Raw genomic sequence first — 26,695 nt, forward strand, 5'->3', positions numbered from 1 at the left:
GGTGCAGCCGCCGGCCGATCCCGCACCCGCGCCGCTGCCCGAGCCCGCCGATCGCCCCGAGCCCGGCCCCGATGTCGTGCCGCCCGCAGATCCCGCGCCGGAACCCGCGCCCGAGATCGCCCCGGCGCCCCCGGTGGAAGCCCCGGCGCCGCTCGACCCGACCCCGGTGGTGCCGCCGGCGGAAACGCCCACCGAAACCCCCTCGCAGGGCGGCAAGCCCGGTCTCTTCGGGCGCCTCTTCAGGCGCGAGGCCCCCGCCGCGCCGGTGGTCCGCCGCGTGCTCGACGACGAGATGCTCGAAAGCCTCGAAGAGCTGCTGATCGCCTCCGACATGGGCGTCGACACGGCGCTGCGCGTGGCCTCGAACATCGCCGAGGGGCGCTATGGCAAGCGCGTCTCGACGCAGGAGATCAAGGAGCTGCTCTCCGCCGAGATCGCCCGCGTGATGGAGCCCGTGGCCCGCCCGCTGCCGCTCTATCCCCGGACGCCGCAGGTGGTGCTGGTGGTGGGGGTCAACGGCTCCGGCAAGACCACGACCATCGGCAAGCTCGCCTCGCAGTTCCGGGCGGCCGGGAAATCGGTGGTGATCGCTGCCGGTGACACCTTCCGCGCCGCCGCCGTCGAGCAGCTGCAGGTCTGGGGCGAACGCGCCGGCGTGCCGGTGCTGACCGCGCCCGAAGGCTCTGACCCGGCCAGCCTCGCCTTCGACGCGATGACCAAGGCGCAGGCCGAGGGCGCGGATCTGCTGATGATCGACACCGCGGGCCGGCTGCAGAACCGCCAGGACCTGATGGAGGAGCTTGCGAAGATCGTCCGCGTGATCCGCAAGAAGGACCCGGATGCGCCGCACAACACGCTGCTCGTGCTCGATGCCACCACCGGCCAGAACGCGCTCGCGCAGGTCGAGATTTTCCGGCAGGTGGCGGATGTCTCGGGGCTGGTGATGACCAAGCTCGACGGCACCGCCAAGGGCGGCGTGCTGGTGGCGCTGGCCGACAAGTTCGGCCTGCCGATCCACGCCATCGGCGTGGGCGAGCAGATCGACGATCTCGCGCCCTTCGATCCCGAGGATTTCGCCGCCGCGCTCACCGGCCTCGACCGCGACTGACCCGTGCGGGCGACGGCGCATCACGCCATCGCCCGCCTCTTCAGTCATCGTGATCCTGGTCGGGCCACATCCGGCGCTCGAACACGCGCACCAGCGCCAGCACCACCACCACGATGGCCGTGGTCATCGCCGCGAGCGGCATCTGGCCCATGCCGCAGCCAAGGCCCACTGCGCCCGCCAGCCAGAGCGACGCGCCGGTGGTGGTGTTCTTCACCTGACCGCCGCTGGTGAAGATGATACCGGCGGCGAGAAACGCGACACCCGCGGTCACCGCCTCGATCATCCGCAGGGGATCGTTGCGCTGCTCGTTGCCCCCGAAGTCGAGCGCCGCGAGTTCCCGTCCGAGGATCACGAAGAGGCAGGCCGCCACCGACACGAGGATATGCGTGCGCAACCCTGCCGGCTTGCCCCGGCGCTCCCGCTCGGCGCCGATGCAGCCCCCGAGGAAGATCGCCGTGAGGACCCGCGCAAAGGCGACTGGGGCGGGGACGGCGGAAAAGGTGTGGCGGAATTCGTCGACGATCTGCTCGAGCATGGCTCCTCCGTAGGGCGTGTTTCCCACAACCCCGCGTGAGGCTCCGGGGTTCCCATTGAGGAAGCGGGCCCCAGCGGCTATCTCTGCCGCCAACGTCACCGAAAGGCACCTCCCGCATGGCCGAGAAACCGATCAACCCGTTCCTGAAATCGTCGCTCGAGATCGGACCGATCCTCGTCTTCTTCGCGGCCTACCTGCTGCTCAAGGACCGGGTCTTCACCATCGCCGGCACCGAGTACGAGGGCTTCATCCTCGTCACCGCCGGCTTCATCCCCCTGATGCTCGCCTGCACCGCCGCACTGTGGAAGCTCACCGGGCATCTCTCGCCGATGCAGATCGTCACTGCGGTGCTCATCGTGGTCTTCGGCGGGCTCTCGGTCTGGCTCAACGACGAACGCTTCTTCAAGATGAAGCCGACGCTGATCTACCTGCTCTTCGGCACCGCGCTCGGCATCGGCCTGCTGCGCGGCGAGAGCTACCTGCGCAAGGTGATGGAGGGGCTGATGCCGCTGCGGGAAGAGGGCTGGATGATCCTCACCAAGCGCGTCACCGCACTGTTCTTCGGGCTGGCGCTGTTGAACGAGGTGATCTGGCGGACCATGAGCACCGAGATGTGGGTCTATTTCAAGACCTTCGGTCTCACTGCCGCGATCTTCCTGTTCTTCATGACCCAGGGCACGCTCTTCAAGCGCTACGGTCTCGAGCCCGACGAAAAGTAAAGGCACCACGCCCCCCTCTCGAACGCCCCCCCGGCTTCTTCTCTTCAAAAATACCCTCGGGGGTGAGGCGCGGCACGCGCCGAGGGGGCAGCGCCCCCTGATCCGCCGGTGCCACGAGCGCAACCGGCCGGGACGAGGATGCAGACCGCTCCACTGGCGCGCCCCGAAACGAAAACGGCGGACCATCCGGCCCGCCGTTCCAGCAGTTTTCACTCGCCGACTTGGCGTCAGACCTTGCCGCGTCCGCTCGCGGCGATGCAGAGCAGCGTGATCAGCGCCGCGGCGCAGAGGTAGTAGCCGACGTAGGCGAGCCCGTAGGTCGACTGCAGCCAGGTTGCGATGTAGGGCGCGAGCGAGGCGCCGACGATGCCGGCGAAGTTGAAGGTGATCGACGAGCCGGTATAGCGCACCCGGGTCGGGAAGGGCGCGGCCAGCGCCGTGCCGATCAGCCCGTAGGTCAGCCCCATCAGCGCCATGGCGAGCGTCACGAAGGCCATGATCCGCGCCTCGTTCTCGACCATCAGCACCGGCACGAGGAACGAGAAGGCGGCGATCCCGAGAGTGGTGGCGACCAGAACCTGCCGGCGGCCGAAGCGCTCGGCGGTCTTGCCCGCCAGCGGGATGAACAGGCCGAAGATCACCGCGCCCCAGATCTGGATCGCCAGCGCGTCGGTGAAGGGGATCTCCACGACCTTGACGTTGTAGCTCAGAAGGTAGGCGGTCGAGATGTAGAACAGCACGAAGGTCGCCAGCGCGACGAAGGTGCCGAGCACGATCGAGACCTTGTGGTTCGCGAACAGCTCGACGACCGGAACCGCGACGCGCTCCTCGTTGTCGATGGCCTTCTGGAAGTCCGGCGTCTCGGTGATCGACAGCCGCACCCAGAGGCCCACGACGATCAGTGCCATCGAGGCGAGGAAGGGAATCCGCCAGCCCCAGCTGAGCAGCGTCTCTTCGGGCATGAACTGCAGCAGCACCCAGAACATGCCGGACGAGAGGAACAGGCCGACCGGCGCGCCCAGCTGCGGGAACATGCCGTACCAGTTCTTCTTGCCCTCGGGCGCGTTCTCGGTTGCCATCAGCACCGCGCCGCCCCATTCGCCGCCGAGTCCGAAGCCCTGTCCGAAGCGGCAGAGCGCCAGCAGCGCCGGCGCGGCGACGCCGATCTGCGCGTAGGTGGGCAGCAGGCCAATCACCACGGTCGAGATGCCCATCGTCAGCAGTGCCGCCACCAGCGTCGCCTTGCGCCCGACCCGGTCGCCGAAGTGGCCGAAGACCACGGCGCCCAGCGGACGGGCGAAGAAGGCGATCGAGAAGGTCGCGAAGCTTGCCAGCAGCGCCGTCATCGGGTCGCTGCCCGGGAAGAACAGCGCCGGAAAGACCAGCACTGCGGCGGTGGCATAGACGTAGAAGTCGAAGAATTCGATGGTGGTGCCCACGAGGCTCGCAAGCAGAACCTTGGCGGGAGAGTTGAGAGCGGGCTGGCCCGAACGGGCCCCCGTTTCAACATCGGCAGTGCTATCGGTCATTTTCTTTCTTTTCCGTTCGCGCGTAAGACATTTTGTCGTCTGAGGGGCTGCGTTAACGCGAACAGCGCCGAGAGTTAACGGGGGCGGCAATGCTCATTCGTCAGCCCCGCCATGTGCTGTGTGCAGGCCGGGGCCGTGTGCACGGCAAATGCGCCCGCGCCCGTGGACGCAGGGACGGTCTTCATGCTGTTGGGAAAGGGGGTCCGGAGGCGGGGCAGGCTGTCTGCCCGGGTCCGGGGGCCCGGCGGCGCGGCGCGCAACAGGATTGCGCACCGGCGGAGGCCGAGGGCTCACTTGCCGGAGGTGTCGTCCGTCGGCTTCTCGGGGGCGGCGTCGGGGTCTGCCTGCCCGACGCCCCGGAAGATGAACCGGAAGGGGATCGCCCAGAGGAAGCCCAGGGCGACGTAGACAAGCAGTTCGGCCCAGATGGGCGGCCGGCCGAGCGCATTCACGAGGCTGACCGCCGCCACGATGTAGAGCGGCAGCCAGACCAGGAGAAGCAGCAGCGACAGGCGCTTGCGAGTCTTGTGGCGCAGCGCCATCAGTCCGCGAACGGGTCGGTGACGAGGATCGTGTCGTCGCGCTCGGGGCTGGTCGACAGCAGCGCCACCGGGCAGCCGATCAGCTCTTCGACGCGGCGGACGTATTTCACCGCGGCGCCCGGCAGGTCGGCCCAGCTGCGCGCGCCCTCGGTCGACTCGCTCCAGCCCTCGAGCTCTTCGTAGACCGGGGTGCAGCGGGCCTGCTCGTCGGCGGCGATGGGCAGGTGGTCGAGCACCTCTCCGTCAAGCTCGTAGCCGGTGCAGATCTTGATGGTCTCGAAACCGTCGAGCACGTCGAGCTTGGTCAGCGAGATGCCGTTGACGCCGGAGGTGGCACAGGTCTGGCGCACCAGCACCGCGTCGAACCAGCCGCAGCGACGCTTGCGGCCCGTGACGGTGCCGAACTCGCGGCCACGGGTGCCGAGGCGGTTGCCGTCCTCGTCGTCGAGCTCGGTCGGGAAGGGGCCTTCGCCGACACGGGTGGTGTAGGCCTTGACGATCCCGAGCACGAAGTCGATGGCGCCGGGGCCGATGCCGGTGCCGGTGGCCGCCTGTCCCGCGATCACGTTCGAGGAGGTCACGAAGGGGTAGGTGCCGAAGTCGATGTCCAGAAGCGCGCCCTGAGCGCCTTCGAAGAGGATGCGCTTGCCGGCGCGGCGCTTCTCGTTGAGCACCTTCCACACGGGACCGGCGTATTGCAGCACCTCGGGGGCGATCTCCATCAGGCTGTCGATCAGCGCCTGGCGGTCGACGGGCTCCATCCCGAGGCCACGGCGCAGCGCGTCGTGGTGGGTGAGCGCCCGGTCGACACGGCTTTCCAGCGTCGCGCGGTCGGCGAGGTCGGCGACACGCACCGAGCGGCGGCCGACCTTGTCCTCGTAGGCCGGGCCGATGCCGCGGCCGGTGGTGCCGATCTTGGCGCCCTTGCTGGCGGCCTCCTCGCGGGCACGGTCGAGCTCACCGTGGATCGGCAGGATCAGCGGGGTGTTCTCGGCGACCATGAGGGTCTCGGGGGTGATCTCGACACCCTGCTCGCGGATCGTGGCGATCTCCTTGATCAGATGCCAGGGGTCGAGCACCACGCCGTTGCCGATCACCGACATCTTGCCGCCGCGCACCACGCCGGACGGCAGCGCGTTCAGCTTGAAGACCGTGCCGTCGATCACAAGGGTATGGCCCGCGTTGTGGCCCCCCTGGAAGCGGGCGATCACGTCGGCCCGGCTCGACAGCCAGTCCACGATCTTGCCTTTGCCCTCGTCGCCCCACTGAGCGCCCACGACGACCACGTTAGCCATAGCTCACCTGTCCTTTTGGAGGTCCAAACGGGGCCCATATAGCGAAGCGCGCGGTCGGGTGAAACCGCCAAATTGCCTTTGCAGTCCGCATGGGGGGCCGTGCTATGGTTCGAGCCTGTACCATTGTCCGTCGGAGTTCGTGTGATGAGTTTCCTTTTACGCTGGGTGTTCGCCTTTCTTCTTGTCGGTGCGACGTGGAACCCGACCCCGTGGAACTACCTGAGCTGGGCACGACGCGCGTGGGAGCCGCAGCTGCCGCTGGCGGTGCTGCTGGGGCTGCTGCTCTTCGTCACCTACGTGATCTACCTGCGGGCGACGATGCGCTCGATCGGCCGTTTCGGGATGGGGCTGGTGCTGGCCATCGTCGCGGCGCTGCTCTGGGTGCTCTACGATTACGGGCTGATCGACCTCGCCGACCCGGAGCTTTCGGCCTGGATCGGCATTTCCGCGCTGTCGCTGGTGCTGGGAATCGGGCTCAGCTGGTCTACGGTGCGGCGGCGGATCTCGGGGCAGGTCGACATGGACGACGTCGACGGCTAGCCCATGGAGGCTGCCCGGACCTCAGGGCAGGGCGTGCAGCCAGAGCCAGCTGGTGACGAGGCACAACCCGGTTGCCAGCAGCACCGACGAGGCCGCGACCCGCTTGGCGCGCCCGTAGATGTTGGCGAAGACATAGGCGTTCACCCCCGGCGCCATCGCCGCCGTCACCGTGGCCGAGCGCAGCGATGCCCCGGACAGGTCGAAGACATGGGCGAGCGAGAAGGTGATCGCCGGATGCAGGCCGAGCGAGATCGCGCAGACGAAGAGGATGGTGCGCAGGTCGCCCTCGGGGCGGTAGCGGAACAGCACGCCGCCGAGCGCGAAGAGCGCCGCCGGCAACGCGGTGCGGGTGACCATGTCGAGCGCCTGGATCACCGGGCCCGGCAGGCCGAGGCCGCCGAAGTTGAAGATCAGCCCGATCACGATGCCGATGACCAGCGCGTTGCGGAACATCGCGCGCAGCACCGTGAGCGGCAGGTGCCGCATCCGCGTGCCGCCGCTGCGGGCGCGGGCGATCTCCATGGCGGTGATGCCGAGACCGTAGCAGAAGGGCGAATGCATCGCGATGATGGCATAATTCGCCGAGAGCGCGTCGGAGCCGTAGGCGCGCTCGGTGATCGGCAGGCCGAGCAGAAGCGTGTTCGAGAACAGGCAGGCGAAGCCGATGGCGACGGCGTCTTCCCAGTCACGCTTGAACAGCACCCGCGCGCCGATGAGGCCGGCGGCAAACCCGGCGGTGGCCCCGGCGTAGAAGGAAATCAGCAGCGGTGGCGCGAAGTTCTCGCCGAGGTCGAGCTGCCAGATCGCCCGGAACAGCAGGCAGGGAATGGCGATGGTCTGGGTGAACCCCATGAGCCCGTCGACGGCGTTGTCGGGCAGCAGCCCGCGCCAGCTTGCGAGGTAACCGGCGCCGATCACGAGGAACACCGGCAGGATGATGTCGATCAGGGCCTGCATGGCGTGCGTCTATCCAGGCTGCGAAGAAACGATAGGGATTGCGCCGCGCTGCGCGCGTCGCCGGGGGCGCGCCGGTGCGAGGGCGCGCCCCCGTCCCGGCGCGGCACCGTTCGGCACTCGCGCGGGCCGGTGGCGGGCGTATGTCCGGTGGTGTGAGGCCGTGGCGCGGGGCCTGCCTCAGAGCGCATGACGCAGGACCAGCCCGTCAAAGGCCGGCTGGATGTGCTCGGGCGTCTCGGCGGCGACGGCGTCGTAGTCGAGGTCGATGTGCATGTTGGTGAGCACGGCGCGCTTCGGCTGCGCGCGCGCGATCCACTCCAGCGCGAGATCGAGATGGGCGTGGCTCGGGTGCGGGCTGCGGCGCAGCGCGTCGAGGATCCAGCAGTCGAGACCCTGCAGATGCGCCCAGGCATCCTCGGGGATGCGCAGCACGTCGGGCAGGTAGGCCACGTCGGCGATGCGGAAGCCGAGCGCCTCGATGCTGCCGTGGTTCACCTCGAAGGGCTGCAGCGTGATCGGACCGCCGGCGCCCTCGATGGTGAAAGGGGCGGTGCCGATGGTGTGCATGTCGAGGATCGGCGGGTAGGGGCTGCCCTCGGGCTGCACGAAGGCATAGGCGAAGCGCGACAGCAGCGAGTTCTGCGTATCGCCGTCCGCCCAGACCGGCAGCCGCTCGCGCCGGTTGAAGACGATCTGGCGCAGGTCGTCGAGCCCGTGCGTGTGATCGGCGTGGGAATGCGTCCAGACCACCGCGTCGAGATGGCCGATGCCCGCGTCGAGCAGCTGCGCGCGCATGTCGGGCGTGGTGTCGATCAGCACCCGCGTGGTGCCGTCGTGGCCCTCGCGCTCGACCAGCAGCGAGCAGCGGCGGCGGCTGTTCTTCGGGTTCTCCGGGTCGCAGTCGCCCCAGAGCCCGCCGAGCCGGGGCACGCCGCCCGAGGAGCCGCAGCCGAGGATGGTGAAGCGCAGCTCGGTCATGCGGCGGGCGTCCATGCGGCGGCCTTGGAAAAGAGCCGTTCGAAGTTCTGTTCGGTGGCCTTGGCGAAGTCCTCGTAGGACAGCCCGAAAGCCTCGGCGCCGACCTTGGCGGTGTGCACGGTGTAACCCGGCTCGTTGCGCTTGCCGCGATAGGGCGGCGGCGCGAGGTAGGGGCTATCGGTCTCGACGAGGATACGATCGAGCGGGGCGGCCGCGAAGATCTCGCGCAGGTCCTTGGACTTGGGGAAGGCCGCGATGCCCGACATCGACAGGTAGAAGCCGCAATCGAGCGCCGCGCGGGCGAGTTCGGCCGACGACGAGAAGCAGTGCATCACGCAGTCGTAGGGCTGCGCGCGCCATGCCTCGGTGAGGATCCGGGCCATGTCGTCATCCGCCGCACGGGCGTGGATGATGAGCGGCAGGCCGGTCTCCTGCGCTGCCTCGATGTGCACCCGCAGCGAGGTCTTCTGGATCTCGGCGCTGTCGGCGGTGTAGTGGTAGTCGAGCCCGGTCTCGCCGATGCCCACGAATTTCGGATGCACGGTCAGGGCCTTGAGCTCGTCCACGGTGACCAGCGGTTCGTCGGCGGCGCTCATCGGGTGGGTGCCGGCGGCGTAGAACACCGGGTCGTTGGCCTCGGCGATGGCGCGCACCTGCGGCTCCTGCCGGAGCTTCGTGCAGATCGTCACCATCCGGTGCACCCCCGCCTCGAGCGCGCGGGCAATGACCTCGGGGCGTTCCTCGTCGAAATCGGGGAAGTCGAGATGACAGTGGCTGTCGGTGATGAAAGCGGTGGTCATGTGCGTGTCCTTTGGGCCCGGTATCGGGGAAGCCGCAGGGAGGGTCAAGCGGATGGGCGCGGGGCTGCGGGTCACCGGCCCGTGAACGCGGCGCGGCGGTCAGGAAAGAGGCCGCGCGCGGGGGCGGGTCAGCCGCCGGTTGCGTGGCCGCGGATGATCGCGGTGAGCGCGTCGAGCCCGTCGGTCAGCGCGGCGGGGCCGGGCTGGAGGATCAGCGGCGACTTGATCTCGTGGATGGCGCCGGTCCGGACGGCGGGGATGCCGTCCCAGCCGGGGCGTGCGGCGATGCGCTCGGGGCGCACCTTCTTGCCGCACCACGAACCGATGATGATGTCGGGCGCCATGCCGATCACCGCCTCGGGCGGTACGATGCGGTTGCTTGCCGCCTGTTCGCCCGCGAGCTCGGCGAAGCAGTCTTCGCCGCCGGCGATACCGATCAGTTCCGAGACCCAGCCGATCCCCGAGATCAGCGGCTCGTCCCATTCCTCGAAGAACACGCGAGGCCGGTGGGCGGGAGCCTCGGCCCGCAATTCCGCGATGCGCGCCTCGTAGCCGGTGGCAAGCGTTTCGGCGCGCTCGGTGGCGCCGACCATGCGGCCGAGCGTGCGGATCATCCGCAGGATGCCGGCGACGTTGCGCTGGTTGAAGGCGTGGACCTCGACCCCGGCGTGGATGAGCTCGGCGGCGATCCCGGCCTGCAGGTCCGAGAAAGTCAGCACCAGATCGGGCTCGAGCGCGAGGATCTTCGGGATGTCGGCCGAGGTGAAGGCGCCGACGCGCGGTTTCTCCTGGCGCACCCGGGGCGGACGGACGGCATAGCCGGAAACCCCGGCGATGCGGTCCTCCTCGCCCAGCAGGTAGAGCGTTTCGACGGTTTCCTCGGTGAGGCAGACGATGCGTTCGGGATAGCTCATGGCAGCACGTCCAGAGGTTGCAGCAGGGGGCCGTTGTCGGTCTGCAGGAGATGCGCGCGCAGGTGGAAGACGCGTGCGAGGTTCTCCTCGGTCAGCACCTCGAGGGGCGGGCCGTCGGCGGCAAGGCGCCCCCGGTCGAGCAGCAGAAGCCGGGTGCAATGGCGCGCCGCAAGCGTCAGGTCGTGCAGAGAGGTGAGCACCGCGTGGCCCTCGGCGGCGAGGCTCTCGAACACCCGCAGCGTGGCGATCTGTGCTGCCGGGTCGAGCCCGGCGATGGGTTCGTCGGCGATGAGCAGGGGGGCTTCCTGCGCCAGCGCGCGGGCGATCAGGACACGGGCCTGCTCGCCCCCCGAGAGCTCGGTGGCCTTGCGGTCGCGGAACGCCTCGAGCCCCATGCGGGCCAGCGCGCTGTCGACCGCCTGCGACCGCAGCTTGCCGGCGCGGCTGTCGTGGGGCAGGCGGCCGAGCGCCACCAGCGTCTCGACGGTGACGGGCCAGGCGATCTCGCGCGCCTGCGGCAGCCACGCGGCGGCACGGGCGCGGGCGCTGGCGGGCAGCTCGGTGAGCGACGAGCGGCCGGCGTGGCGCTGGAGGCCGAGGGCCGCGCGCATCAGCGTGGTCTTGCCGGCGCCATTGGGGCCGATCAGCCCGACGCATTCGCCCGGTTCGATGGTCAGCGACACGCCGTCGACCACCGGGCACTGGCCGCGCCGGACCGTCAGGGCGTCGAGGTCGAGCAGGCTCATGCGCCCCTCCGCGTCTTGTAGATGAGGTGCAGGAACAGCGGCGCGCCGATCAGCGCCATGACCACGCCGAGCTTGAGGTCACGCTCGGGCAGGATCAGCCGCACCGCGATGTCTGCGGCGAGCAGCATCGCGGCACCGCCCAGCGCGCTCGCCCAGAGCAGCCGCGAGGGCCGCGCGCCGCAGAGCGGGCGCAGCAGGTGCGGCACCACGAGGCCGACGAAGCCCACGGCGCCGGCGACGGCGGTCGCCGCGCCCACGGCGGCGGCGGTGCCAAAGAGCAGCCGGAGCCGCAGGCCGGTCATGGAGATGCCGAGCGCCTCGGCGCCGTCCTCGCCCAGCGTCAGCGCGTCGAGCCCGCGCCCCAGCGTCAGCAGCACCGCGCCACCGAGCGCCACGAGCGGCGCGGCAAGCGCGAGATGGGTAAGCGAGCGGTCGGCGACCGAGCCCATCATCCAGAAGACGATCTCGAAGGTGGCGTAGGGGTTCGAGGACAGGTTGAGCGCCAGCGAGGTCAGCGCGCCGGCCAGCGCCGAGACCGCGATGCCTGCGAGGATCAGCGTCAGCGAGCCGCCGCGTGGCCCGGCGAGCAGCAGGATCAGCGCCACCGCGCCAAGCGCGAAGAGCAGCGCCATCAGCGGCAGCGCCAGCGCAAAGGCGGCCGAGAGGCCGGTCTGCAGCGCGGCAACGGCCCCGAGCGCCGCCGATCCCGACACGCCGATCAGCCCTGGCTCGGCCAGCGGGTTGCGCAGGTAGCCCTGCATCGCCGCGCCGGAAAGCCCCAGCGCCGCGCCGACCAGCGCCGCGAGCGCGGTGCGCGGCAGGCGGATCTCCTGCATGACCATGACGTTCAGCGGGTCGCCGGTGCCCAGCAGCCCGCCCAGCACGGCCGGCAGGGGCAGCGGCGCGTAGCCGAGCGAGAGCGAGGCCAGCAGCAGCGCGCAGACCAGCGTCGAGAGGGAGAGCGCCAGCCTCATCGCGCGGCCTGCCAATCGCGGCGCATCGCGCGCATCGCGGCCACGGCATCAAGCGCGGCGGGGGCGCCGCAGATCCAGTTCGGGCTGTCGACGACCTGCCGCAGCGCGCCGGTCGCCTGCAGGGCCGGGTGGCGCAGAAGCTCGGTGGCCTGAGCCGGGCTGTCGTAGGGCTTGCTCACGAGGATCAGGTCCGGATCGGCGAGCACCAGCGCCTCGAGCGGCAGCCGGGCGCCGTAGGGCATGCCCTGCGCCTCGGCGAGGGTGGTCATGCCGGCGGCCTCCAGGATGTCTCCGGTCAGGCTCTCGCTGCCCGCGGTCTCGTTGAACGGCATGTAATAGGCCACGACGGGGCGCTCCTTCGGGTCGTCGCGCAGGTCCGACAGGCGGGCGTCGAAGGCCGCCAGCACCTCGGCGGCGCGGTTCTCGCGGCCCAGCAGCCGGCCCATGCGGCGGATGTTGTCGCGCGCATCCTCGAGCGAGCGGGCGGGCTCGAACCGTTCGACGCGGTAGCCCAGCGTCTCGAGCATGTCGGTGGCGGCGCGGGCGGTGTAGCTGCCGGCGAGCACGAGGTCGGGCTCGAGCAGCACGATCTGTTCGGCGGCGGCTTTGTTGACGGGCACCGCGCGCGCCGCCTCGGCCATCGCCGAGCTGCGCGGATCGCGGGCCAGCGGCGACACCGAGACAAGCTGCCCCGGCGCGCCGAGCAGCAGCGCCAGCTGGTCGGTGCAGACGTTGAGCGAGACGACCCGCTCCGGTGCCGCACCGGCAAGCGCCGCCGCCCCCGCGAAGAGCAGGGCGGCGGCAGCGGATATGAGCCTAGAAGCTTGCACGGACCCCGAAATACCATGCCCGGTCGGATTGTCCGTAGCCGGGAACGGTCTGGTATTCCTCGTCGAACAGGTTCTCGACCCGCAGGTAGGCCTGCGTGCTGTCGGTGACGTCGTAGGTGACGGTGCTGTTGACCAACCCGTAGTCGTCGAGGCCCGAACGGTCGGCCTCGTAGCGGCCGGTGACCGAGAGCCGCGCCCGGTCGGTGAGATCGGCGTGCAGCCCCAGCGCGAGGCTGTGCTCGGGCACCGAGGACTGCCAGCCGGAACTGTCGAGCGAGGCCGTCGACCAGCTGTCGGTCCAGGTGTAGCTGCCGTCGAGCGTCAGCCCCGGGCGCAGCTCGGTGCCGCCCGAAAGCTCGACCCCTTGCCGCGTGCTGGTGCCGTCGCGCTGGACGTAGGCATAGGACGTGTAGGAGTAGTCGATGATGTCCTCGGCCTCGATCACGAAGGCGGTGGCGCTCAGCCAGGCGGCGTCGCCCCAGCTTTTCTCGATGCCGATGTCGAAGCTTTTCGAGGTCTCGGGATCAAGCCCGCTGTTGCCGGAATAGACGTCGTAGAGCTCGTAGTTCGACGGCGCGCGGTAGCCGTTGGCGAGGTTGGCGCGCAGGCTCAGGTCGGGCCGGATCCGCCAGACGCCCGACAGCCGCCCTGTGGTGAAGCCGCCATACTCGGAGTGGTCGTCGTGGCGCACCGTCAGGCTCAGGTCGATGTCCGACGTGGGCTTCATGGTAAGCTCGGCGAAGAGCGAGTCGACCGTGCTGTCCTGTTCCTGCGACGACGCCGGGAAGGTGCCGAAGCGGGTGTTGTCGGCGTAATCCTCGATGGTGCGCTCGATGCCCGCGACCGCGCGGGTGGTGGGCGACAGGTCGAAGCCCGCCTGGTAGCGGTACTCGTGCCGGGTGCCCTCGTAGCGGTAGCGGAAATCGCTGCCCGAAGAGGTGCCTGTCAGCGTGCGGGTGATGTCGTACCAGCTGGCCGAGACCTCGTGGTCGAAGAGCCCGGTCGAAAACGACAGCGCGGCACGCAGGCCGTGGTCCTCGACGTCGGTCACGTCGTCGGGCGAGCCGTCGTAGACCATGCCGCTCATGGCTTCGTCGTAGTCGTATTGCGCTTCCTGCGTGAAGCCCGAAAGCTCGAGCTGTGCCGCGCCGTCGCCAAGATCGTAGGTGCCCGAGAAGCTCAGGCGGCGGGCCTCAAAGCCGTCTTCCTCGTCGTTGCCGTCGTTCTCATCGGCCGCCGAGAAGCCGTCGGAGCGGACGTAGGAGAGCGTGACCGCGGTCTCGTGACCTTCGCCACGGTTGAACAGCGTCACCGCGCTGCGAAGCGTCTCGTAGCTGCCGTATTCGGCGAAGGCCTCGGCGCTCAGCCCGTCGCGGCTGGCGCGCTTGGTGGTGATGTTTATGGCGCCGCCGATCGCCTCGGAGCCGTAGCGGGCCGACTGCGAGCCGCGCACGATCTCGATCTGGCTGATGTCGCCGGCGGTGAGCCCGCCGAAGTCGAAGGCGACCTGCGTGCCCGAAGGGTCCGACACGTCGATGCCATCCACCCGCACCGCGATGTTCTGCTGCGACACGCCCCGGATCGACACGCCGGCGTTGGTGCCCAGCGGCCCGTTCGAGCGGATCGACACGCCCGGCTGCCGCGCGAGGATGTCGAGCACGCGGGTGTCGCCGTCTTCCTCGAGCTCTTCCTCGGTGATGACCTCGACCGCAACGCCGGTCTGCAGCGGTGTCGTGGCCTCGTAGCCCACGTCGAGCAGAAGGGTGGGAAGTTCGTAGACATCTTCCTGTGCGAAGAGGGGAGCGGTGGTCAGCGCGAGCGCCGAGACCGAGGCGAGGGCATGTCTCATGCCTGTCTTCCTTTCCTGACCGATCCCCGCAAGCGGCAGGGCGGTGGTGAGATTTGTTCACGGAAAGGGCCTGTGGTCCCGCCGCGAACGATGCGAACGTCACCACGAACGGACAGACCGTTCCCCGTGGCGCGCCCCGCGCGAGGGGAGGGTGATCATCCTGGCAGGTCTCCTGACTTGCGGGTCGTTGCGTCGCTCGGGCCTTCCCGGGCTTTCACCCAGTGGCATGTTGCCGATGACGCTCGCCGCTCACAGTTGCGGGGGCAGTCGCGGGTTTGCACCGCGTTCCCTATTCTCCGGGGATGCCGGAACCAGAATGTCGCCGGGATACTGAAGCGGCGCCCGCCGCGCAAGAGACGTCTTGGGTGCCGGGGCGACCCGGTCCGGCGCATGTGTTCCGGCTGCACGGACCGGGCGCCCCGTTGCAGCGTCGCAGCGCTGCGTCGGGCCAGCTGTCGACGGCGCGTGAGTGATTCCCGCATAACGGGTATTTCCAACAAAAATTGAAATTTGATCAAATCTGAGAAAAGATTCTTTTTCTTGATCTGCAATAGGTTGTGTTGTGTCGCGAGGGTTACAGTTGAAAAACCTATATTTTCGGCGAAGCTTTTTCATATGCGGTGTTGCCGCAGACTGTGGAGGAGAAATTCGATATGCCAACTCAAGACATTACAGTGCGTGAGTATGTTGGTTCGCTGGCCAATGCGAACCTGCTGACCGACGATCCGACCTTGCTACTGACCGCCTTCTCCGGGGAGATGGAAGGCACATTGGCCGACAACGATGGCACGCTCGGAAGCGACGATACGCAAAGCACGTTCGAGGGCGACGACATCACCTATGTCGGCTCCGGCACGGCGCAGCCCGGGGTGGAGGCGCTCGGGGTGATCGTGCCACTCGGAACTCCTGTGCCGGTGATCGTTTTCGAGGCCAATGGCGCCACCTATTTCCACTACCCCGAGGGCGAGCCCTTCGTGACCGGGATCGTCGCCCTGATCCTCGATATCGAAGACACGCCGGGAGAGGTCTTCCCGAACCCCTACGAGGGGACCACGGCCGATGACATCTACGTCGGTGACTTCTTTGACAACACGATGACCGGCCGGCAGGGCGATGACCGCCTCGAAGGCGGCGGAGGCGATGACCGGATGTTCGGCGGTTCCGACGCCGATACGCTCTACGGCGACGAGGGCGACGACGTCATGACGGGCAACACCGGCGATGACGATCTCTACGGCGGCGATGGCGCCGATTTTGCCAGCGGCGGCAGCGGAAACGACTTCCTGGCAGGGCAGCTTGGCGATGACACGCTGTCCGGTGAAGACGGAGCCGACCGCATCTACGGCGGACGCGGGCAGGATTCCATCACCGGGGGCGAGGGATCGGACACGATCGCCGGCGGATACGAGGATGACACGATCTACGGTGAGGCCGGCGACGATTACCTGCTTGGCGACGAGGGCCGCGATACCCTGTTCGGGGGCTCCGGCAACGATACCGTCGAAGGTGGCGCCGAGGCCGACGAACTCTACGGCGGCGATGACGACGACCTGCTGCTCGGACGTGACGGCTCGGACCTGCTGCGGGGCGAGGACGGCAACGACCGGCTCTACGGCGGGCGTGGCTTCGACACGATCCAGGGCGGCACGGGGTCCGACACGATTGCGGGCGGCGGCGGCAACGACGCGATGTTCGGCGAGGCAGGCAACGACTACCTTCTCGGCAACGCTGGCGCCGACATGCTGTCGGGCGGTGGTGGCGACGACACGATGGTCGGTGGCGCGGGGGCGGACACCTTCGTGTTCAACACCTTCACCGTGGGCGAGACAGACCGGATCTCGGACTTTGAGGACGGTCTGGACGTGATCCAGATGAGGGGCGTCACCTACGACGACCTGACCATCACCCAGGACGGCGTCAGCTCCGAGATCTCGGTGGGCGGCCAGGTCATCGAGGTGTACGGCGTCGATGCGAGCGACCTGACCCAGGACGATTTCCTTTTCGTCTGAGACTTGGGGGCGGACGGCGCATCCGGTCGTCCGCCTCGCCTCCTTCTGATGCCCAGACTGAACCCTTCTTGATCGGACTCCAGGAGAGGTGCTGCGCGCGGTCGCTCCCTGTTCCAAAGAGACATGCGCGAGCTGCCGGATGCGTCACGCGGCACCGCCGCCACGCGTTCGGAAACAATCTGTTTCTAGGGCATTCGCGCTTTTGTGGCACGATGTGGGCAGCAACATGGTATCAAATGGGCGCGACGGACTGTGCCTCGATCCCCGGCCGCCGGGATGATCGCGCCAGCCGGAATGTGTTCTTGAGCGATGGGATTTACTGCAATGCCTGATTATTCGAAAGTTTTCACCTACGAGACCGAAGGACTTTCCTACACGGTTAGCCTGTATGAAGCAGATGGAAAATTCTACGCGGACATCGAAGTGCTCGACGGCGCCATGGACGTGAACGCCATCTACATCGGAGACGACGACTTCTCCGGGGACAGCGTGTCTCTCAGCGGTCCTCTCAACATGAACGGCGCCCAGCTCGACGGCGAGGCCATTCAGTGGGACGACGCCGAAAAGGTGAGCGACCCGGGTCTCGGAACCGAGGGCGAAGACAAGCAGTCCTATGTGTCGCAGGGCGATACGCTGACCCTCGAACTGGACGTCGATAGCCTCGACGCCATCGACGTCTTCGGCATCCGCGCAACGTCGACCACGACCGAAGAGGGGTCCATCAAGGCGGTTTCCGACGACCCGGAAGAGCCGGAGGAGCCCGGCGACGAGCCGACCTTCGAGAAGGTGTTCTTCGGCGTTTCCGCAGAGGGCGAGCCCGTGAACGGGATTTTCATCACCGGCGAGCCGATTGAGGGGTATCCCGACTCGCTTCCCGAGGGGCAGGAGGCGACCTTCGAGAATTACCTGAACTACTACGAGAACGAGATCGACGACGACGCCTACGACATCCCCTCGATTCAATCCATCGTCTTCTATGAGTTCAACGACGAGGGATATCCCGAAGAGCTGTTCAGCATCGAGGCGCCCGAAGGCGGGTTTGCCAACGCCGACGAGGTTCTCGACGCCTATGATGCGGCCATCGAGGCCGGCGCGCTCGACCTCTACGGTGCCGAGGGTGAAAGCCTCGAACTGATGGCCGCTCTCAGCCTCGACACCGACGAGGAGCCCGAAGAGGAGAGTCTCGAGGAGGCCGCTGCGCCGGAAGAGGACTTCGAACTGGCCTGAGCCGGGGCGCCGGCCACCGCCGCTTTGAGGCGACATCAAACGGGACCCGCGGATCTGATCGATCCCGCGGGTCTTTTGCGTTCGGCATGGCAGCTTGGCCAGCTTTCGGCAGGCAGGCACCTGTTCGCGGCTGCGGGACAGCGTCCGCAGGTGGTCTGCGAGGCGGCGGACGGAAGTGCGGGCGAACCTGCGAACGCGGAGAAGATCGTTCGTCATGGTCGCTTGGCGCACCTTGAAGCGGCCCGGACCGAGGAAGCTCGTTTCCGGTGGTGCCGCTTTTCCGGGAAGCGCTGGGGGCAGGGGCCGCAATGAGGAGCAATCTGTCGTCATTCGCTCCTTTTTCGCCGCAGGTGCGCCACGCGCAGGAGCGGGGTCGGCTTATGCTCCTGTTGTCCACCACGGCCTGCGGAAGAGCGCACCATGATCACTGTCCTCTCCGGCGTCTGGGCACTGCTGCTCGGAATCGTTCTCGTGATGCTCGGGAACGGGATGCATTTCACGCTCATCGGCCTGCGAGGAGACGTGGAGGGTTTCTCGGCCTCAGAGCTCGCCGTCGTGACCTCCGGTTACTTCGTCGGCTTCCTGTCCGGCGCACGCATCACGCCGCAGTTGATCCGCCGGGTCGGTCACGTGCGCGTGTTCGCCGCCCTGGGAAGCTTCATGTCCGCCGGGCTGATCGCGCTGCCGCTGATCACCGAACCCTGGGCGTGGACGCTGCTGCGTGTCCTGATCGGATTCTGCATGTCGGGGGTCTACGTGACTGCCGAAAGCTGGCTGAACCACGCGGCCACGAACGAAACGCGGGGCAAGATCCTGTCCGCCTACATGCTGGCCCAGACCATCGGGATCATCGGTGCGCAGGGCCTGCTCACGCTTGGAGACGCCGCGACCTCCGCGCTTTTCATCGGGGCCTCGATCCTGGTCTCGGTCTCCTTTGCCCCGATCCTTCTCTCGGTCTCACCCGTCCCGGTCGTCGAGGTGGCCCGCCCGATGGCGCTGCGCGAGCTTTTCCGTGGCTCTCCGCTCGGGACGGTCGGGATATTCCTGCTCGGAAGCGTCTATGCCACGCAGTCGGGCATGGGGGCGGTCTTCGGCACCCAGATCGGGCTGAGCGCCTCGCAGATTTCGCTTTTCGTGGCGATGCTCTTTGCCGGGGCGCTGGTGCTGCAATATCCGATCGGCTGGCTGTCGGACCAGATCGACCGGCGCAAGGTGATCTTCGGTGCGGCGGCCCTCGGGGCGGTGGCCTGCGGCTTCGGCTGGCTGGTCTCGGGGGACATCTGGTTCGTCATGGCTGCGGCCTTTCTCGCCGGGGGCGTGACGACGCCCCTCTACGCGCTCTTCCTGGCCTATACCAATGACGCCCTGTCTGCCGATGAAATGCCCGCCGCCTCGGGCGGGCTGGTGTTCACCTTCGGCCTCGGCGCCATCGCGGGCCCGCTCGTGACGGGCTGGGCCATGCAGTGGCTGGGGCCCAACGGTTTCTGGCTGTTCCTGGGCGCGACCTTCGTCGTGATATCGGCCTATGCGCTCTATCGCATGACGCAACGTGCGGCGACGCCCTCGGACGAGACCGAGCGCTACCTCAACGTGCTGCCCTCGAGTTCGGCCGTTGCCGTCGAGGCCGCCGGCGCATGGGCGGCGGAGCATTCCGAAAACGACACCGCGGATGCCGGCGAAAGCTGAAGGCCTCCCGGCATGAAGATGCGATTTTCATTCGGTGCAGCGGTCCGGGGCTGAGCGCGATGTAGCGGAGATGCTGTCTCACGCGCCCTTTGTATTGGCACCCGGCGCTGCAGAGCGACCCATCTCGGCGATGGGCTCAGTGTTGGGTGACACTCATTCTTGCAGTGGATACCGGAAGAGGTCCGAGGTTCCCGGAGGGAGCCGGACGGCCATGAAATCAAGGCATGGAAGGGGAGGTGCCGTGCGCGTCGCAAGGTCAATCGAGTTTTACAGTAGAGCGGCAAACTGGGTGGTATGACGCGATCTGGGCGATTTGGGCGAGTCATGGGCCGGGATGCGCGAGCCCTTTTGAATTTGCGTTTAAGGCGCTCTGGAGGGGGGGTTGAAAGGCGCGTTTGAAGTGTTCGAGAGGTCCAGGAAGTGGGGCCCTCCCAGCCCACTTCTCTTTCAGCCGTCCCACTTGTGGATTTCCAAACAGAAACAGGCACATGTTTGAACATGTGCCTGTCGGTTTTAGGTGGCCCCCATTTTTCGGACAGGTTTGCGGCGCTTCTTGGCTTGCCTATTGATCATGCTGGCGCCTGTAGGTCAGGGCCCTGATGGGCCTCGACCGGTGTTCTTCCCCCCGAGTGCGGAATGCGGGCGCTCGGTGTTGTAGAAGTCGATCCACTTGCCGATGCCATCCCGGGCCGCTGACCCGGTTTCGAAGGCGTGCAGATAGACGCATTCATACTTCAAGGATCGCCATAGCCGTTCGATCATGACGTTTTCCATCCACCCACCGCGCCCGTCCATGGACGTCTTCACCGTGGCCCCGGTCAGGATGCTGCGCTGCGCAGACCGTCAGACAGTCCGCGCAAGGTCATGCGATTTCGAACGTCGTTTCGATGTAGACTGTCGTCGAGACGGGGAACGTGGAATCCGCAACCGAGGTGTAGATGTCGTAGACCGTGCCATCCTCGCCTTCGAAACCGGAGCCGGTCTGCAGCCACAGCTGGCTGCCCCCCAGCGTCACTTGTTGGGTAATTTGGTCGGCAAAACCCTCATCCCCGTCATCGATAAACAGGACATTATCGCCGCTCGCCGCGGCGACGGCTTGTGGCGTCAGCTGAAGATTGATCGTGCCTCTGAATTCCAACGAGATCCGCTCCATGTTCATGAGGCCATCCAGTGAGATTTCCCGCATGACTAGGGAAATGAACTCGAGCCCTCCGATGCCGTACCAGACGAACTGGTCGAACCCGGCGCCGCCATCGATGGTACCCGTGGAGCCGGCCGCTCCAGCCCCGTCCACGTAAGTGCGTGAGTAGCCCGCGTAGGTCACGTCATCCAGAATCGCCCCCAGAGACCGCTCTATGACATCATCCCCTGCTCCGCCGCGAATAGCGAAATCGAAGTGATCGGACTCCGGAAGCGTGCGGGAGAAGAAGTAGATATGGTCGTTGCCCGCGCCCCCGTCGATCTCGTAGGCGCCTGGCAAGCCCGCCACGTCGCGCAGGTCTGCGGCATAGACGACATCGTTTCCATCGCCGGCGTATATCAGGTACTCCGCGAACCCGCCAGGTCCGCCGGAACCTTGCTCCCCGGCGCTCCCTCCGTCCGCAAAATAGTCAGTGAGGATACCTGGTGCTTCACGTCGCTCGCCGTCGGTTCCATAGCCTCCGGCGCTGCCGACATCTCCGCCGGCTCCGGGGGCTCCGCTGACGATGGTGTCATCACCGCCTTCCGCCGCGAGTAGATATGTCGAATCGCCCCCTGCACCTCCGTCACCGCCATCACCGCCGTTGAATCCTGTCTGCGGCAGAGGGACTGGTCCCGCTCTTGTTTGGGTCCATAGAAAGTAGCCATCCGCGCCGTCGCCGCTCCGGCCACCGGTTCCACCGTCCCCGGCGTCGGGGGCGTCGAGCCCGACAAGGATTTCATCCGCATCGGTCCCGAGCAATGCGCCGCCCCAGTCGTTGCCGTCGGCGCCAACCGCCCCGTCGGTGCCATCGTGTCCTATGATGCCCCAGCCCCAATCCGTGTTGACCCCCTCGCCACCCCACTCGCCCTGGCCTCCATCGAGGTAGTCGGCTGTTGCCAGCTCGAGCGGGTCGCCATAGTTCCGGCCCGTCAGGATACTGGCATTCCACAGCTCATAGGTGTCCACCGAGTCGAAATACTGGGTGACGGCGCCGTTGACGATAACGTTGTGATAGCCCATGAGGATGCTGTCGGAAATCGCTCCACCGCTGCCGGACGCTGCCAGATCGGCGAGATCGTAGGTGACGACCAGTTCGTCTCCATCGATGACTGCGGCGCCTCCATAAGTCGTCGTGCCATCGAGCCCGTCCTGCGTCACGAGGAAAGCATTCCTGGTGTAAATCTGGAAATTCGCCGCGATGTCCGAGCTGTCGCCCGTGTTTTCCGCCAGAAGCACGCTCAGCGGGACATGGTAGTCCAACGAGTAGATCATCGTGTCATAGTCAGAATCGTAATTGGCAATCAAAGTCGGCGTGACCCCGGTCACGGTCTGGCCGACCGCCACCTCGGCATCGTTCTGCCCCTCGATCGTGACGGTCACGGTCGCGGTGGTGACACCGCCGTTGCCGTCACTGACCGTGTACTGGAAACTGTCCGTGGCGGTTTCGCCTTCGCCGAGCCAGTCGAACTGGCCGTTCGGGTCGTAGGAGCCCTGCGTAAGGATCGACGGTGCGGTCACGAGGCCGATCGTCCCGGTGGTGTCGACCGTCGTCTGGGGCAGGGTGATGTCGCCCGATCGCGGCAGCGAGTTGTCCGGGTCGAAGTCGTTTCCGGTCAGGGCATCCCCGAAGGAGAAGATGTTGTCCTCATTCACGACGATGGTGTCGTCGCCGAGGACCGGGGCGTTGTTCGTGCCGTCGATGTGGAAGGTGCCCTCGGCAAATGTGCCGAACTCCATGTCGAACAGAAGGTCGGTGCCGGTATCGACGCCCGTTGTCCCGATGTAGGTGACCTGGAGGGCCGTCTCGCCGTCGCCGGTCGTGACCGTTTCGAACGCGTAGTCGAAAAAGGAATTTCCGGTGGCGCCGGAGAAATCCGCGGTGTCGATGCCATCCCCGCCGAGAAGCGTGTCGTCCCCGGTGCCACCGTCGAGCGTGTCGTTCCCGTCCTCGCCGCTGAGAAGGTCGGCGCCATCGTCTCCGTGGAGGATGTCGTCGCCGGCACCACCGTAGGCAAGGTCGTCTCCCGCACCGGCATGGAGTGTATCCGCTCCGCCATTTCCGCCGAGATAGTCGTTGCCATCTCCGCCTTCGAGAATGTCGTCACCACCACCTCCGGCCAGCGTGTCATTGCCCGCGTCGCCTTGGATGGTATCGGCGCCGCGCCCTCCGTAGATGCGGTCGTCGCCGTCGCCGCCGGTCAGGCTGTCGTCACCACTATTGCCGGCAAGGTAGTCGTTTTCGCCTCCGCCGTGCATCGTATCGTTGCCATCGCCGCCGTGCAGCGTGTCGTCGCCTGCATCGCCTTGCACAATGTCGTTGCCGGCGCCCGCGTAGAGGGAGTCGAAGCCGTCACCGCCGGAAAGCTCGTCGTCGTCGTCACCGCCGCTGAGATAATCGTTGCCAAGACCGCCCTCGAGGCTGTCGTTCCCCGCCCCGCCGGTCAGCGTGTCATCGTCGGCGCCGCCCAGCAGCGTATCGGCCCCGCGTCCCCCGTAGAGACGGTCGTTCCCATCGCCGCCGAGCAGGCTGTCGTCGCCTCTCTGGCCGACCAGGTAGTCGTCTCCACCGGCGCCATCCAGCGTATCATGCCCGTCTCCGCCGGCGATGGAGTCCGCTTCAGGCGTGCCCGGCAGGCTGTCATCGCCAGTTCCTCCGGGAATGACGGCGCGGTCCGCGCTCGACGCTCTGACGGCGGGAGATTTCACGCCCCCGGGCATCATGCGATCTGTTTCTCCAGCGATCGAGGCGGTGCCAACGATCTCGGAGATCCTCCGTGTTTCATTTGTGCCGTTGATGAGGTCGTACGCGGGATTCCGTCCAGTAAGCGGCAAAATGTGCCCTCCGAATTCGGTGCAACTAGGTCGTCAGTTCGACTGTTCGTATTCGCGAATTGGAGTGAGAGTGACGCGTTGACCTCCCCCGACTGTTTGTCCGCACCGTTAACTTAATGTTTGTTTTGTTGTGCCAGCAAATGAAAACGGAGCTTGCCAGGCAAAGCAGAAGGCCTAACTCATTCAGAATTTGGAACTTATCGGCTGTGCTGCAGTAGGCTGATGACGACTTGAAGTAGGGTCTCGAATATCTGGAAATTAGGTACTTCCTAGGTTATTCAAAGACATGAATTATATTTTCATTTTATTATACGTTTCGCGCTAGAGATGTTCTGTCCTAAGCAACCTGCGCAATATCGTTGCTCAAAAAATCCCCAGAAAAAAGAGACCGGCATAAGGAGTGTCGCAGGTCAAACGCTCCAACATCCGCGTCCTTAAGCGAATCAGGCTATTCTGGCAGTGCTGAAGGTCACCGGATTCTTGGGCCCGTTGAAAGAGTAATCACCGCTTCGGCCCGGCCAGATACCAGATATGACCTGTCCAAGTGACCTCGCCCAAGACCCTGTCTTCGAGCTTTCCCAGCTCCGTGTGGAGTAGTGGTGGGAACAACCTTTGGTCGGGATTGTCGCAACGTGCTAGCAGCGCGTTTCCAGGGATAAGTTCGAACCTACGTATGATGGTACCGTCCTCGATCGAGTGAAAGGCGCAGACCCTGCCGGGGATGGGCTTCCTCTTTCGACGGTTTATCATCACCAGGTCCCCGTCCCAGGTCGACGGTGCCATGCTGTTTCCAATCGCGGTCATGAGCGCGCAGTGCTTTGCGCTCAAATGGCCTCGGCAAACCATTCCCGTGAGAATGCCATGTGTTCGTCAGGTTATGCGTCGAGGTCCAGGTATCCTTCGTCTGATATCATGGCGGGGGAATAGTGAGGGAGCTGTACGCGCTTCTCCTGTATTACATCCCTTTCGCTGATCGGCTCGCGTGGGGGCCGATGTCGAGTCAGGATCCATTGATTTTCGTTGAGCGTGCATGAGTCACCGCCAGAAAATGAGCGGTGAACATGTCTGATATCTTCTGGCTGACAGATACGCAGATGGCGCGTCTTGAGCCCTATTTCCCGAAGTCCCACGGCCGGCCGTGCGTCGATGATAGGCGTGTGCTGAGCGGGATTATTTCATCAATCGCAATGGGTTGCGTTGGCGTGACGCGCCTGTTGAATACGGCCCGCACAAGACATGGTGTGATTGCGGCGGTCGCTCTCCGGGGCGAACGAGGTCCGGTATACTGGCCTCATGGATAAATGCCGTGAGGAGAACGACCTATGGAACACTATGCGGGGTTGGATGTTTCGCTGAAAGAGATTTCGATCTGTGTTGTGGATCGTGATGGTAAGATGATCGCACGCGGCGCTTGCCCGTCCGATCCGGAGGGTGTGGCAGGCTGGTTTCGAAACCGCTCGCTCATGCCGCGCCGGATTGTACATGAGAGTGGGAACTTGTCGATTTGGCTGCAGCGCGGAATGACGCGACTCGGGCTTCCGGCCACCTGTATCGATGCACGCAAGGCGCACAAAAGCCTCTCGGCCCGGCTCAACAAGTCTGACGCCTCCGATGCCGAGGGGTTGGCGCAGCTCGCCCGAACTGGCTGGTTTACCGAGGTGCATATCCGCAGCGAAGAGGCCGACCGGCTGCGGTGCCTTGTCGGTGCCCGTGAGAGGTCGATCCGGTTGCGCAAGGACCTCGAAGGTCACATCCGTGGCGTCCTCAAAACCTTCGGCATCCGCATGGTCGGTATCGGCGAGGGGCGGCAGAGGCAGGCGTTCCGCGATCAACTGGCGGCAGCGGGCGCGACCGACCCGGTTCTGCGAGCCATAGCCGATGGCTTCANCGACCGACCCGGTTCTGCGAGCCATAGCCGATGGCTTCATCAGTGCCCATGCCACCCTGTGCAAAGTGGCTGACGACCTAGACAAGGCAGTGAAGAAAAGGGCCAAGGCCCATCCTGTTGCGCGCCGTCTGATGACCATCCCCGGTGTCGGCCCCGTCAACGCGCTCAGCTTCATAGCCCTGGTTGATGATCCCGGTCGGTTCAGCCGAACGTCAGATGTGGGCGCTTTCCTCGGGCTGACGCCAAAGCGACATCAGTCTGGCGAGGTGGATTGGTCTGGGCGCGTCTCGAAATGCGGTGACGGCGCGATGCGAGGGCTACTGTTCGAGGCGGCGTCTTGCATGATTGGTCAGGTGAAACGTTTCTCGCCGCTCAAAAGCTGGGCCGTGCGACTGGCCGGACGGCGCGGCTTCCGCAAGGCGGCGGTCGCGACCGCTCGCAAAATCGCCGTGCTGATGCTGACGCTCTGGAAAAATGGAACCGACTATCAATGGACAAAGGAGGCCACCGCCTGATCTGAGTTCCCGCCCTGAAGCGGGGAGCGCAGTCCCAACGGGACGGAGGTTGATCGATCTCGCTGTAGAGTATGGGATGGCCAGGCGCCACACCCCGCACAAGACATTGGAGACGACCCGCCGCCGAAAACCATCATGAGGCGCTCAATGCGACCTCGGAGAGAACCATGACCCCGGACGGACAGCCCTCACTCTTGACGAGGCCGCAATCAGAGAACGCTCTACAACCGTTGGAAGCGGTGGAGGTGAGTGGCAAACGCCACTGGTCCGAGTGCAGCCATGAGCGGGGCATCTTCGCGCGGATCTTGGCCGGCCTGGCTGCCGAGCACGTTGAAGAAAAGACCGTGATGATCGACGCGACCGACCTCTAGGCGCACCGAACAGCGATCAGCATGGGCGTGAACAAAGGGGGGCGTGGCCGCCTGATCGGTCAGACCGAGGCGGTGCGCAACCGGCTGCTCGCGCTCTACGAGGCGGAGGTGCAGATCCGCCAGCGGGGACTCGACCGCACCAGCGCCCGGGCCGACGAGGTTCGCGCGGCGGTGCTCGGTGATCCTTCGGTTCCCGACGGGGCTCTACCGGCTCAACCGGGAGGGCGACAGGGAGAAGAGCCTGCGCGTCGACGTGCGCATCCGCCAGCGGCTGTCGGACGCGGACGAGTGGGAGGAGGTGACGACGCTGCGGCTGGTGGCGAAGCGGACCGAGCCGTTCTTCCGCCAGTTCGCCTGGCAGCTGCCCTCGCGCGGGCGCTGGCAGATCGAGATCACGCGGATGACGCAGGAGCGCACGAACCGGCGCTACTTCGACAAGGTCATGCTGGCGGCGCTGCAGTCGATCCGGCCCGAGTATCCGCTGAACTTCGACAAGCCGCTGGCGCTGACCGCGATCCGCATCCGGGCGACCTACCAGCTGAACGGCCAGCTCGACACTCTCAACGGCATCGTCGAGTGCCATGCCGACGACTGGGATGGCGAGGCGTGGGTCGAGGGGCTGCCGCGTAACCTGGCCTCGGCGTTCATTGCCACGTTGAAGGGGCCCT

22 protein-coding genes, 4 pseudogenes and 1 riboswitch are annotated in these 26,695 nt (G+C 66.3%); of the genes and pseudogenes, 11 read left to right on the forward strand and 15 right to left on the reverse strand.

The features are described from left to right. Position 1 precedes the first annotated feature (1 nt). On the forward strand, positions 2-1,108 hold the full coding sequence (gene ftsY / locus D6860_RS17400; protein WP_254681419.1) for a signal recognition particle-docking protein FtsY: 1,107 nt from the start codon (positions 2-4) through the stop codon (positions 1,106-1,108). Positions 1,109-1,148: 40 nt separating this feature from the next. On the opposite strand, the gene D6860_RS17405 is transcribed toward ftsY, so the two are convergent. Further along, positions 1,149-1,643, reverse strand: a complete 495-nt coding sequence (locus tag D6860_RS17405; RefSeq protein WP_017467372.1) for an MgtC/SapB family protein — start codon at positions 1,641-1,643, stop codon at positions 1,149-1,151. Between the two features lie 116 nt (positions 1,644-1,759). On the opposite strand from D6860_RS17405, the gene D6860_RS17410 reads away from it, so the two are divergent. Then, positions 1,760-2,362, forward strand: a complete 603-nt coding sequence (locus D6860_RS17410) for an inner membrane-spanning protein YciB (RefSeq protein ID WP_017467373.1) — start codon at positions 1,760-1,762, stop codon at positions 2,360-2,362. 227 nt (positions 2,363-2,589) lie between these two features. Here the strand turns inward: D6860_RS17410 and D6860_RS17415 are convergent, their stop codons facing one another. The 3 genes from D6860_RS17415 to D6860_RS17425 form a co-directional block, all read right to left on the reverse strand. Further along, the gene (locus tag D6860_RS17415; protein ID WP_017467374.1) at positions 2,590-3,891 is read right to left on the reverse strand and encodes an MFS transporter; all 1,302 of its coding nucleotides are present in this window, start codon (positions 3,889-3,891) and stop codon (positions 2,590-2,592) included. A 290-nt stretch (positions 3,892-4,181) separates the two neighbouring features. Continuing rightward, positions 4,182-4,433, reverse strand: coding sequence for a DUF2842 domain-containing protein (locus tag D6860_RS17420; RefSeq protein WP_076622018.1), 252 nt, complete (start codon positions 4,431-4,433; stop codon positions 4,182-4,184). Beyond that, positions 4,433-5,728 carry an adenylosuccinate synthase gene (locus tag D6860_RS17425; RefSeq protein WP_017467699.1) on the reverse strand — a complete coding sequence of 432 codons (1,296 nt, stop codon included), beginning with the start codon at positions 5,726-5,728 and terminating at the stop codon, positions 4,433-4,435. Before D6860_RS17425 ends, D6860_RS17420 begins: the two co-directional genes overlap by 1 nt. A gap of 144 nt (positions 5,729-5,872) precedes the next feature. Between D6860_RS17425 and D6860_RS17430 the strand changes: the two genes are divergently transcribed. Continuing rightward, positions 5,873-6,268, forward strand: coding sequence for a DUF6524 family protein (locus D6860_RS17430; RefSeq protein WP_076622017.1), 396 nt, complete (start codon positions 5,873-5,875; stop codon positions 6,266-6,268). Between the two features lie 21 nt (positions 6,269-6,289). On the opposite strand, the gene D6860_RS17435 is transcribed toward D6860_RS17430, so the two are convergent. The 8 genes from D6860_RS17435 to D6860_RS17470 form a co-directional block, all read right to left on the reverse strand. Beyond that, positions 6,290-7,225, reverse strand: a complete 936-nt coding sequence (locus D6860_RS17435) for an AEC family transporter (protein WP_076622016.1) — start codon at positions 7,223-7,225, stop codon at positions 6,290-6,292. 177 nt (positions 7,226-7,402) lie between these two features. Further along, on the reverse strand, positions 7,403-8,203 hold the full coding sequence (locus D6860_RS17440; RefSeq protein ID WP_076625208.1) for an MBL fold metallo-hydrolase: 801 nt from the start codon (positions 8,201-8,203) through the stop codon (positions 7,403-7,405). Then, complete coding sequence (locus D6860_RS17445) at positions 8,200-9,003, reverse strand: TatD family hydrolase (protein WP_076622015.1); 804 nt, start codon at positions 9,001-9,003, stop codon at positions 8,200-8,202. Before D6860_RS17445 ends, D6860_RS17440 begins: the two co-directional genes overlap by 4 nt. 128 nt (positions 9,004-9,131) lie before the next feature. Continuing rightward, complete coding sequence (locus D6860_RS17450; protein ID WP_076622014.1) at positions 9,132-9,917, reverse strand: cobalamin-binding protein; 786 nt, start codon at positions 9,915-9,917, stop codon at positions 9,132-9,134. Next, complete coding sequence (locus D6860_RS17455; protein WP_076622013.1) at positions 9,914-10,663, reverse strand: ABC transporter ATP-binding protein; 750 nt, start codon at positions 10,661-10,663, stop codon at positions 9,914-9,916. Before D6860_RS17455 ends, D6860_RS17450 begins: the two co-directional genes overlap by 4 nt. Then, positions 10,660-11,637 (reverse strand): FecCD family ABC transporter permease, encoded by a 978-nt coding sequence (locus tag D6860_RS17460; protein WP_076622012.1) that lies wholly within the window; start codon positions 11,635-11,637, stop codon positions 10,660-10,662. The genes D6860_RS17455 and D6860_RS17460 overlap by 4 nt, the downstream gene beginning before the upstream one ends. Beyond that, a complete protein-coding gene (locus D6860_RS17465; RefSeq protein ID WP_076622011.1) occupies positions 11,634-12,467 on the reverse strand; it encodes an ABC transporter substrate-binding protein in 834 nt (277 codons plus the stop codon). The genes D6860_RS17460 and D6860_RS17465 overlap by 4 nt, the downstream gene beginning before the upstream one ends. Next, positions 12,454-14,316 carry a TonB-dependent receptor plug domain-containing protein gene (locus D6860_RS17470; protein ID WP_076622010.1) on the reverse strand — a complete coding sequence of 621 codons (1,863 nt, stop codon included), beginning with the start codon at positions 14,314-14,316 and terminating at the stop codon, positions 12,454-12,456. The genes D6860_RS17465 and D6860_RS17470 overlap by 14 nt, the downstream gene beginning before the upstream one ends. 144 nt (positions 14,317-14,460) lie before the next feature. Further along, a riboswitch (cobalamin riboswitch) is annotated at positions 14,461-14,647 on the reverse strand. A gap of 343 nt (positions 14,648-14,990) precedes the next feature. On the opposite strand from D6860_RS17470, the gene D6860_RS17475 reads away from it, so the two are divergent. The 3 genes from D6860_RS17475 (at position 14,991) to D6860_RS17485 (ending at position 19,238) form a co-directional block, all read left to right on the forward strand. Next, positions 14,991-16,325 carry a calcium-binding protein gene (locus D6860_RS17475; RefSeq protein ID WP_076622009.1) on the forward strand — a complete coding sequence of 445 codons (1,335 nt, stop codon included), beginning with the start codon at positions 14,991-14,993 and terminating at the stop codon, positions 16,323-16,325. Between the two features lie 324 nt (positions 16,326-16,649). Next, positions 16,650-17,552 carry a hypothetical protein gene (locus D6860_RS17480; RefSeq protein WP_017467407.1) on the forward strand — a complete coding sequence of 301 codons (903 nt, stop codon included), beginning with the start codon at positions 16,650-16,652 and terminating at the stop codon, positions 17,550-17,552. A 420-nt stretch (positions 17,553-17,972) separates the two neighbouring features. Further along, entirely contained in the window at positions 17,973-19,238 is a 1,266-nt protein-coding gene (locus tag D6860_RS17485; protein ID WP_076622008.1) for an MFS transporter, read from the forward strand. Between the two features lie 569 nt (positions 19,239-19,807). On the opposite strand, the pseudogene D6860_RS17490 reads toward D6860_RS17485, so the two are convergent. From D6860_RS17490 to D6860_RS26050, 3 genes and pseudogenes are all read right to left on the reverse strand, one after another. Further along, a pseudogene (locus D6860_RS17490) lies at positions 19,808-20,042 on the reverse strand (integrase core domain-containing protein); the annotation flags it as partial. 58 nt (positions 20,043-20,100) lie between these two features. Then, positions 20,101-23,253 carry an Ig-like domain-containing protein gene (locus D6860_RS17495; protein WP_128549292.1) on the reverse strand — a complete coding sequence of 1,051 codons (3,153 nt, stop codon included), beginning with the start codon at positions 23,251-23,253 and terminating at the stop codon, positions 20,101-20,103. 501 nt (positions 23,254-23,754) lie between these two features. Beyond that, positions 23,755-24,099, reverse strand: coding sequence for a S24 family peptidase (locus D6860_RS26050; protein ID WP_083697720.1), 345 nt, complete (start codon positions 24,097-24,099; stop codon positions 23,755-23,757). Positions 24,100-24,314: 215 nt separating this feature from the next. On the opposite strand from D6860_RS26050, the pseudogene D6860_RS17505 reads away from it, so the two are divergent. From D6860_RS17505 to D6860_RS17520, 5 genes and pseudogenes are all read left to right on the forward strand, one after another. After that, positions 24,315-24,490 (forward strand): annotated as a pseudogene (locus tag D6860_RS17505) (transposase); the annotation flags it as partial. A gap of 157 nt (positions 24,491-24,647) precedes the next feature. After that, the coding region (locus D6860_RS25775; protein WP_254681420.1) for an IS110 family transposase at positions 24,648-25,140 on the forward strand (493 nt) is incomplete at its 3' end. Positions 25,141-25,272: 132 nt separating this feature from the next. Continuing rightward, positions 25,273-25,656, forward strand: a complete 384-nt coding sequence (locus D6860_RS25780) for a transposase (RefSeq protein WP_254681421.1) — start codon at positions 25,273-25,275, stop codon at positions 25,654-25,656. A 213-nt stretch (positions 25,657-25,869) separates the two neighbouring features. Beyond that, positions 25,870-26,117, forward strand: a pseudogene (locus D6860_RS26055) (hypothetical protein); the annotation flags it as partial. Between the two features lie 88 nt (positions 26,118-26,205). Further along, positions 26,206-26,695: pseudogene (locus D6860_RS17520) on the forward strand (phage tail protein); the annotation flags it as partial.

Source organism: Salipiger sp. D13, from assembly GCF_003703915.1.
Lineage (GTDB): Bacteria > Pseudomonadota > Alphaproteobacteria > Rhodobacterales > Rhodobacteraceae > Salipiger > Salipiger profundus.

What these genes read in the sequence shown, in the direction of transcription:
- D6860_RS17470 (WP_076622010.1), bottom strand. Translation starts at nt 14,316, where the DNA reads ATGAGACATGCCCTCGCCTCGGTCTCGGCGCTCGCGCTGACCACCGCT.
- D6860_RS17485 (WP_076622008.1), top strand. Translation starts at nt 17,973, where the DNA reads ATGATCACTGTCCTCTCCGGCGTCTGGGCACTGCTGCTCGGAATCGTT.
- D6860_RS17410 (WP_017467373.1), top strand. Translation starts at nt 1,760, where the DNA reads ATGGCCGAGAAACCGATCAACCCGTTCCTGAAATCGTCGCTCGAGATC.
- D6860_RS17440 (WP_076625208.1), bottom strand. Translation starts at nt 8,203, where the DNA reads ATGACCGAGCTGCGCTTCACCATCCTCGGCTGCGGCTCCTCGGGCGGC.
- D6860_RS17450 (WP_076622014.1), bottom strand. Translation starts at nt 9,917, where the DNA reads ATGAGCTATCCCGAACGCATCGTCTGCCTCACCGAGGAAACCGTCGAA.
- D6860_RS17405 (WP_017467372.1), bottom strand. Translation starts at nt 1,643, where the DNA reads ATGCTCGAGCAGATCGTCGACGAATTCCGCCACACCTTTTCCGCCGTC.
- D6860_RS17445 (WP_076622015.1), bottom strand. Translation starts at nt 9,003, where the DNA reads ATGACCACCGCTTTCATCACCGACAGCCACTGTCATCTCGACTTCCCC.
- D6860_RS26050 (WP_083697720.1), bottom strand. Translation starts at nt 24,099, where the DNA reads ATGGTTTGCCGAGGCCATTTGAGCGCAAAGCACTGCGCGCTCATGACC.
- D6860_RS17420 (WP_076622018.1), bottom strand. Translation starts at nt 4,433, where the DNA reads ATGGCGCTGCGCCACAAGACTCGCAAGCGCCTGTCGCTGCTGCTTCTC.
- D6860_RS25780 (WP_254681421.1), top strand. Translation starts at nt 25,273, where the DNA reads ATGACCATCCCCGGTGTCGGCCCCGTCAACGCGCTCAGCTTCATAGCC.
- D6860_RS17430 (WP_076622017.1), top strand. Translation starts at nt 5,873, where the DNA reads ATGAGTTTCCTTTTACGCTGGGTGTTCGCCTTTCTTCTTGTCGGTGCG.
- D6860_RS17415 (WP_017467374.1), bottom strand. Translation starts at nt 3,891, where the DNA reads ATGACCGATAGCACTGCCGATGTTGAAACGGGGGCCCGTTCGGGCCAG.
- D6860_RS17435 (WP_076622016.1), bottom strand. Translation starts at nt 7,225, where the DNA reads ATGCAGGCCCTGATCGACATCATCCTGCCGGTGTTCCTCGTGATCGGC.
- D6860_RS17460 (WP_076622012.1), bottom strand. Translation starts at nt 11,637, where the DNA reads ATGAGGCTGGCGCTCTCCCTCTCGACGCTGGTCTGCGCGCTGCTGCTG.
- D6860_RS17455 (WP_076622013.1), bottom strand. Translation starts at nt 10,663, where the DNA reads ATGAGCCTGCTCGACCTCGACGCCCTGACGGTCCGGCGCGGCCAGTGC.
- D6860_RS17480 (WP_017467407.1), top strand. Translation starts at nt 16,650, where the DNA reads ATGCCTGATTATTCGAAAGTTTTCACCTACGAGACCGAAGGACTTTCC.
- D6860_RS17425 (WP_017467699.1), bottom strand. Translation starts at nt 5,728, where the DNA reads ATGGCTAACGTGGTCGTCGTGGGCGCTCAGTGGGGCGACGAGGGCAAA.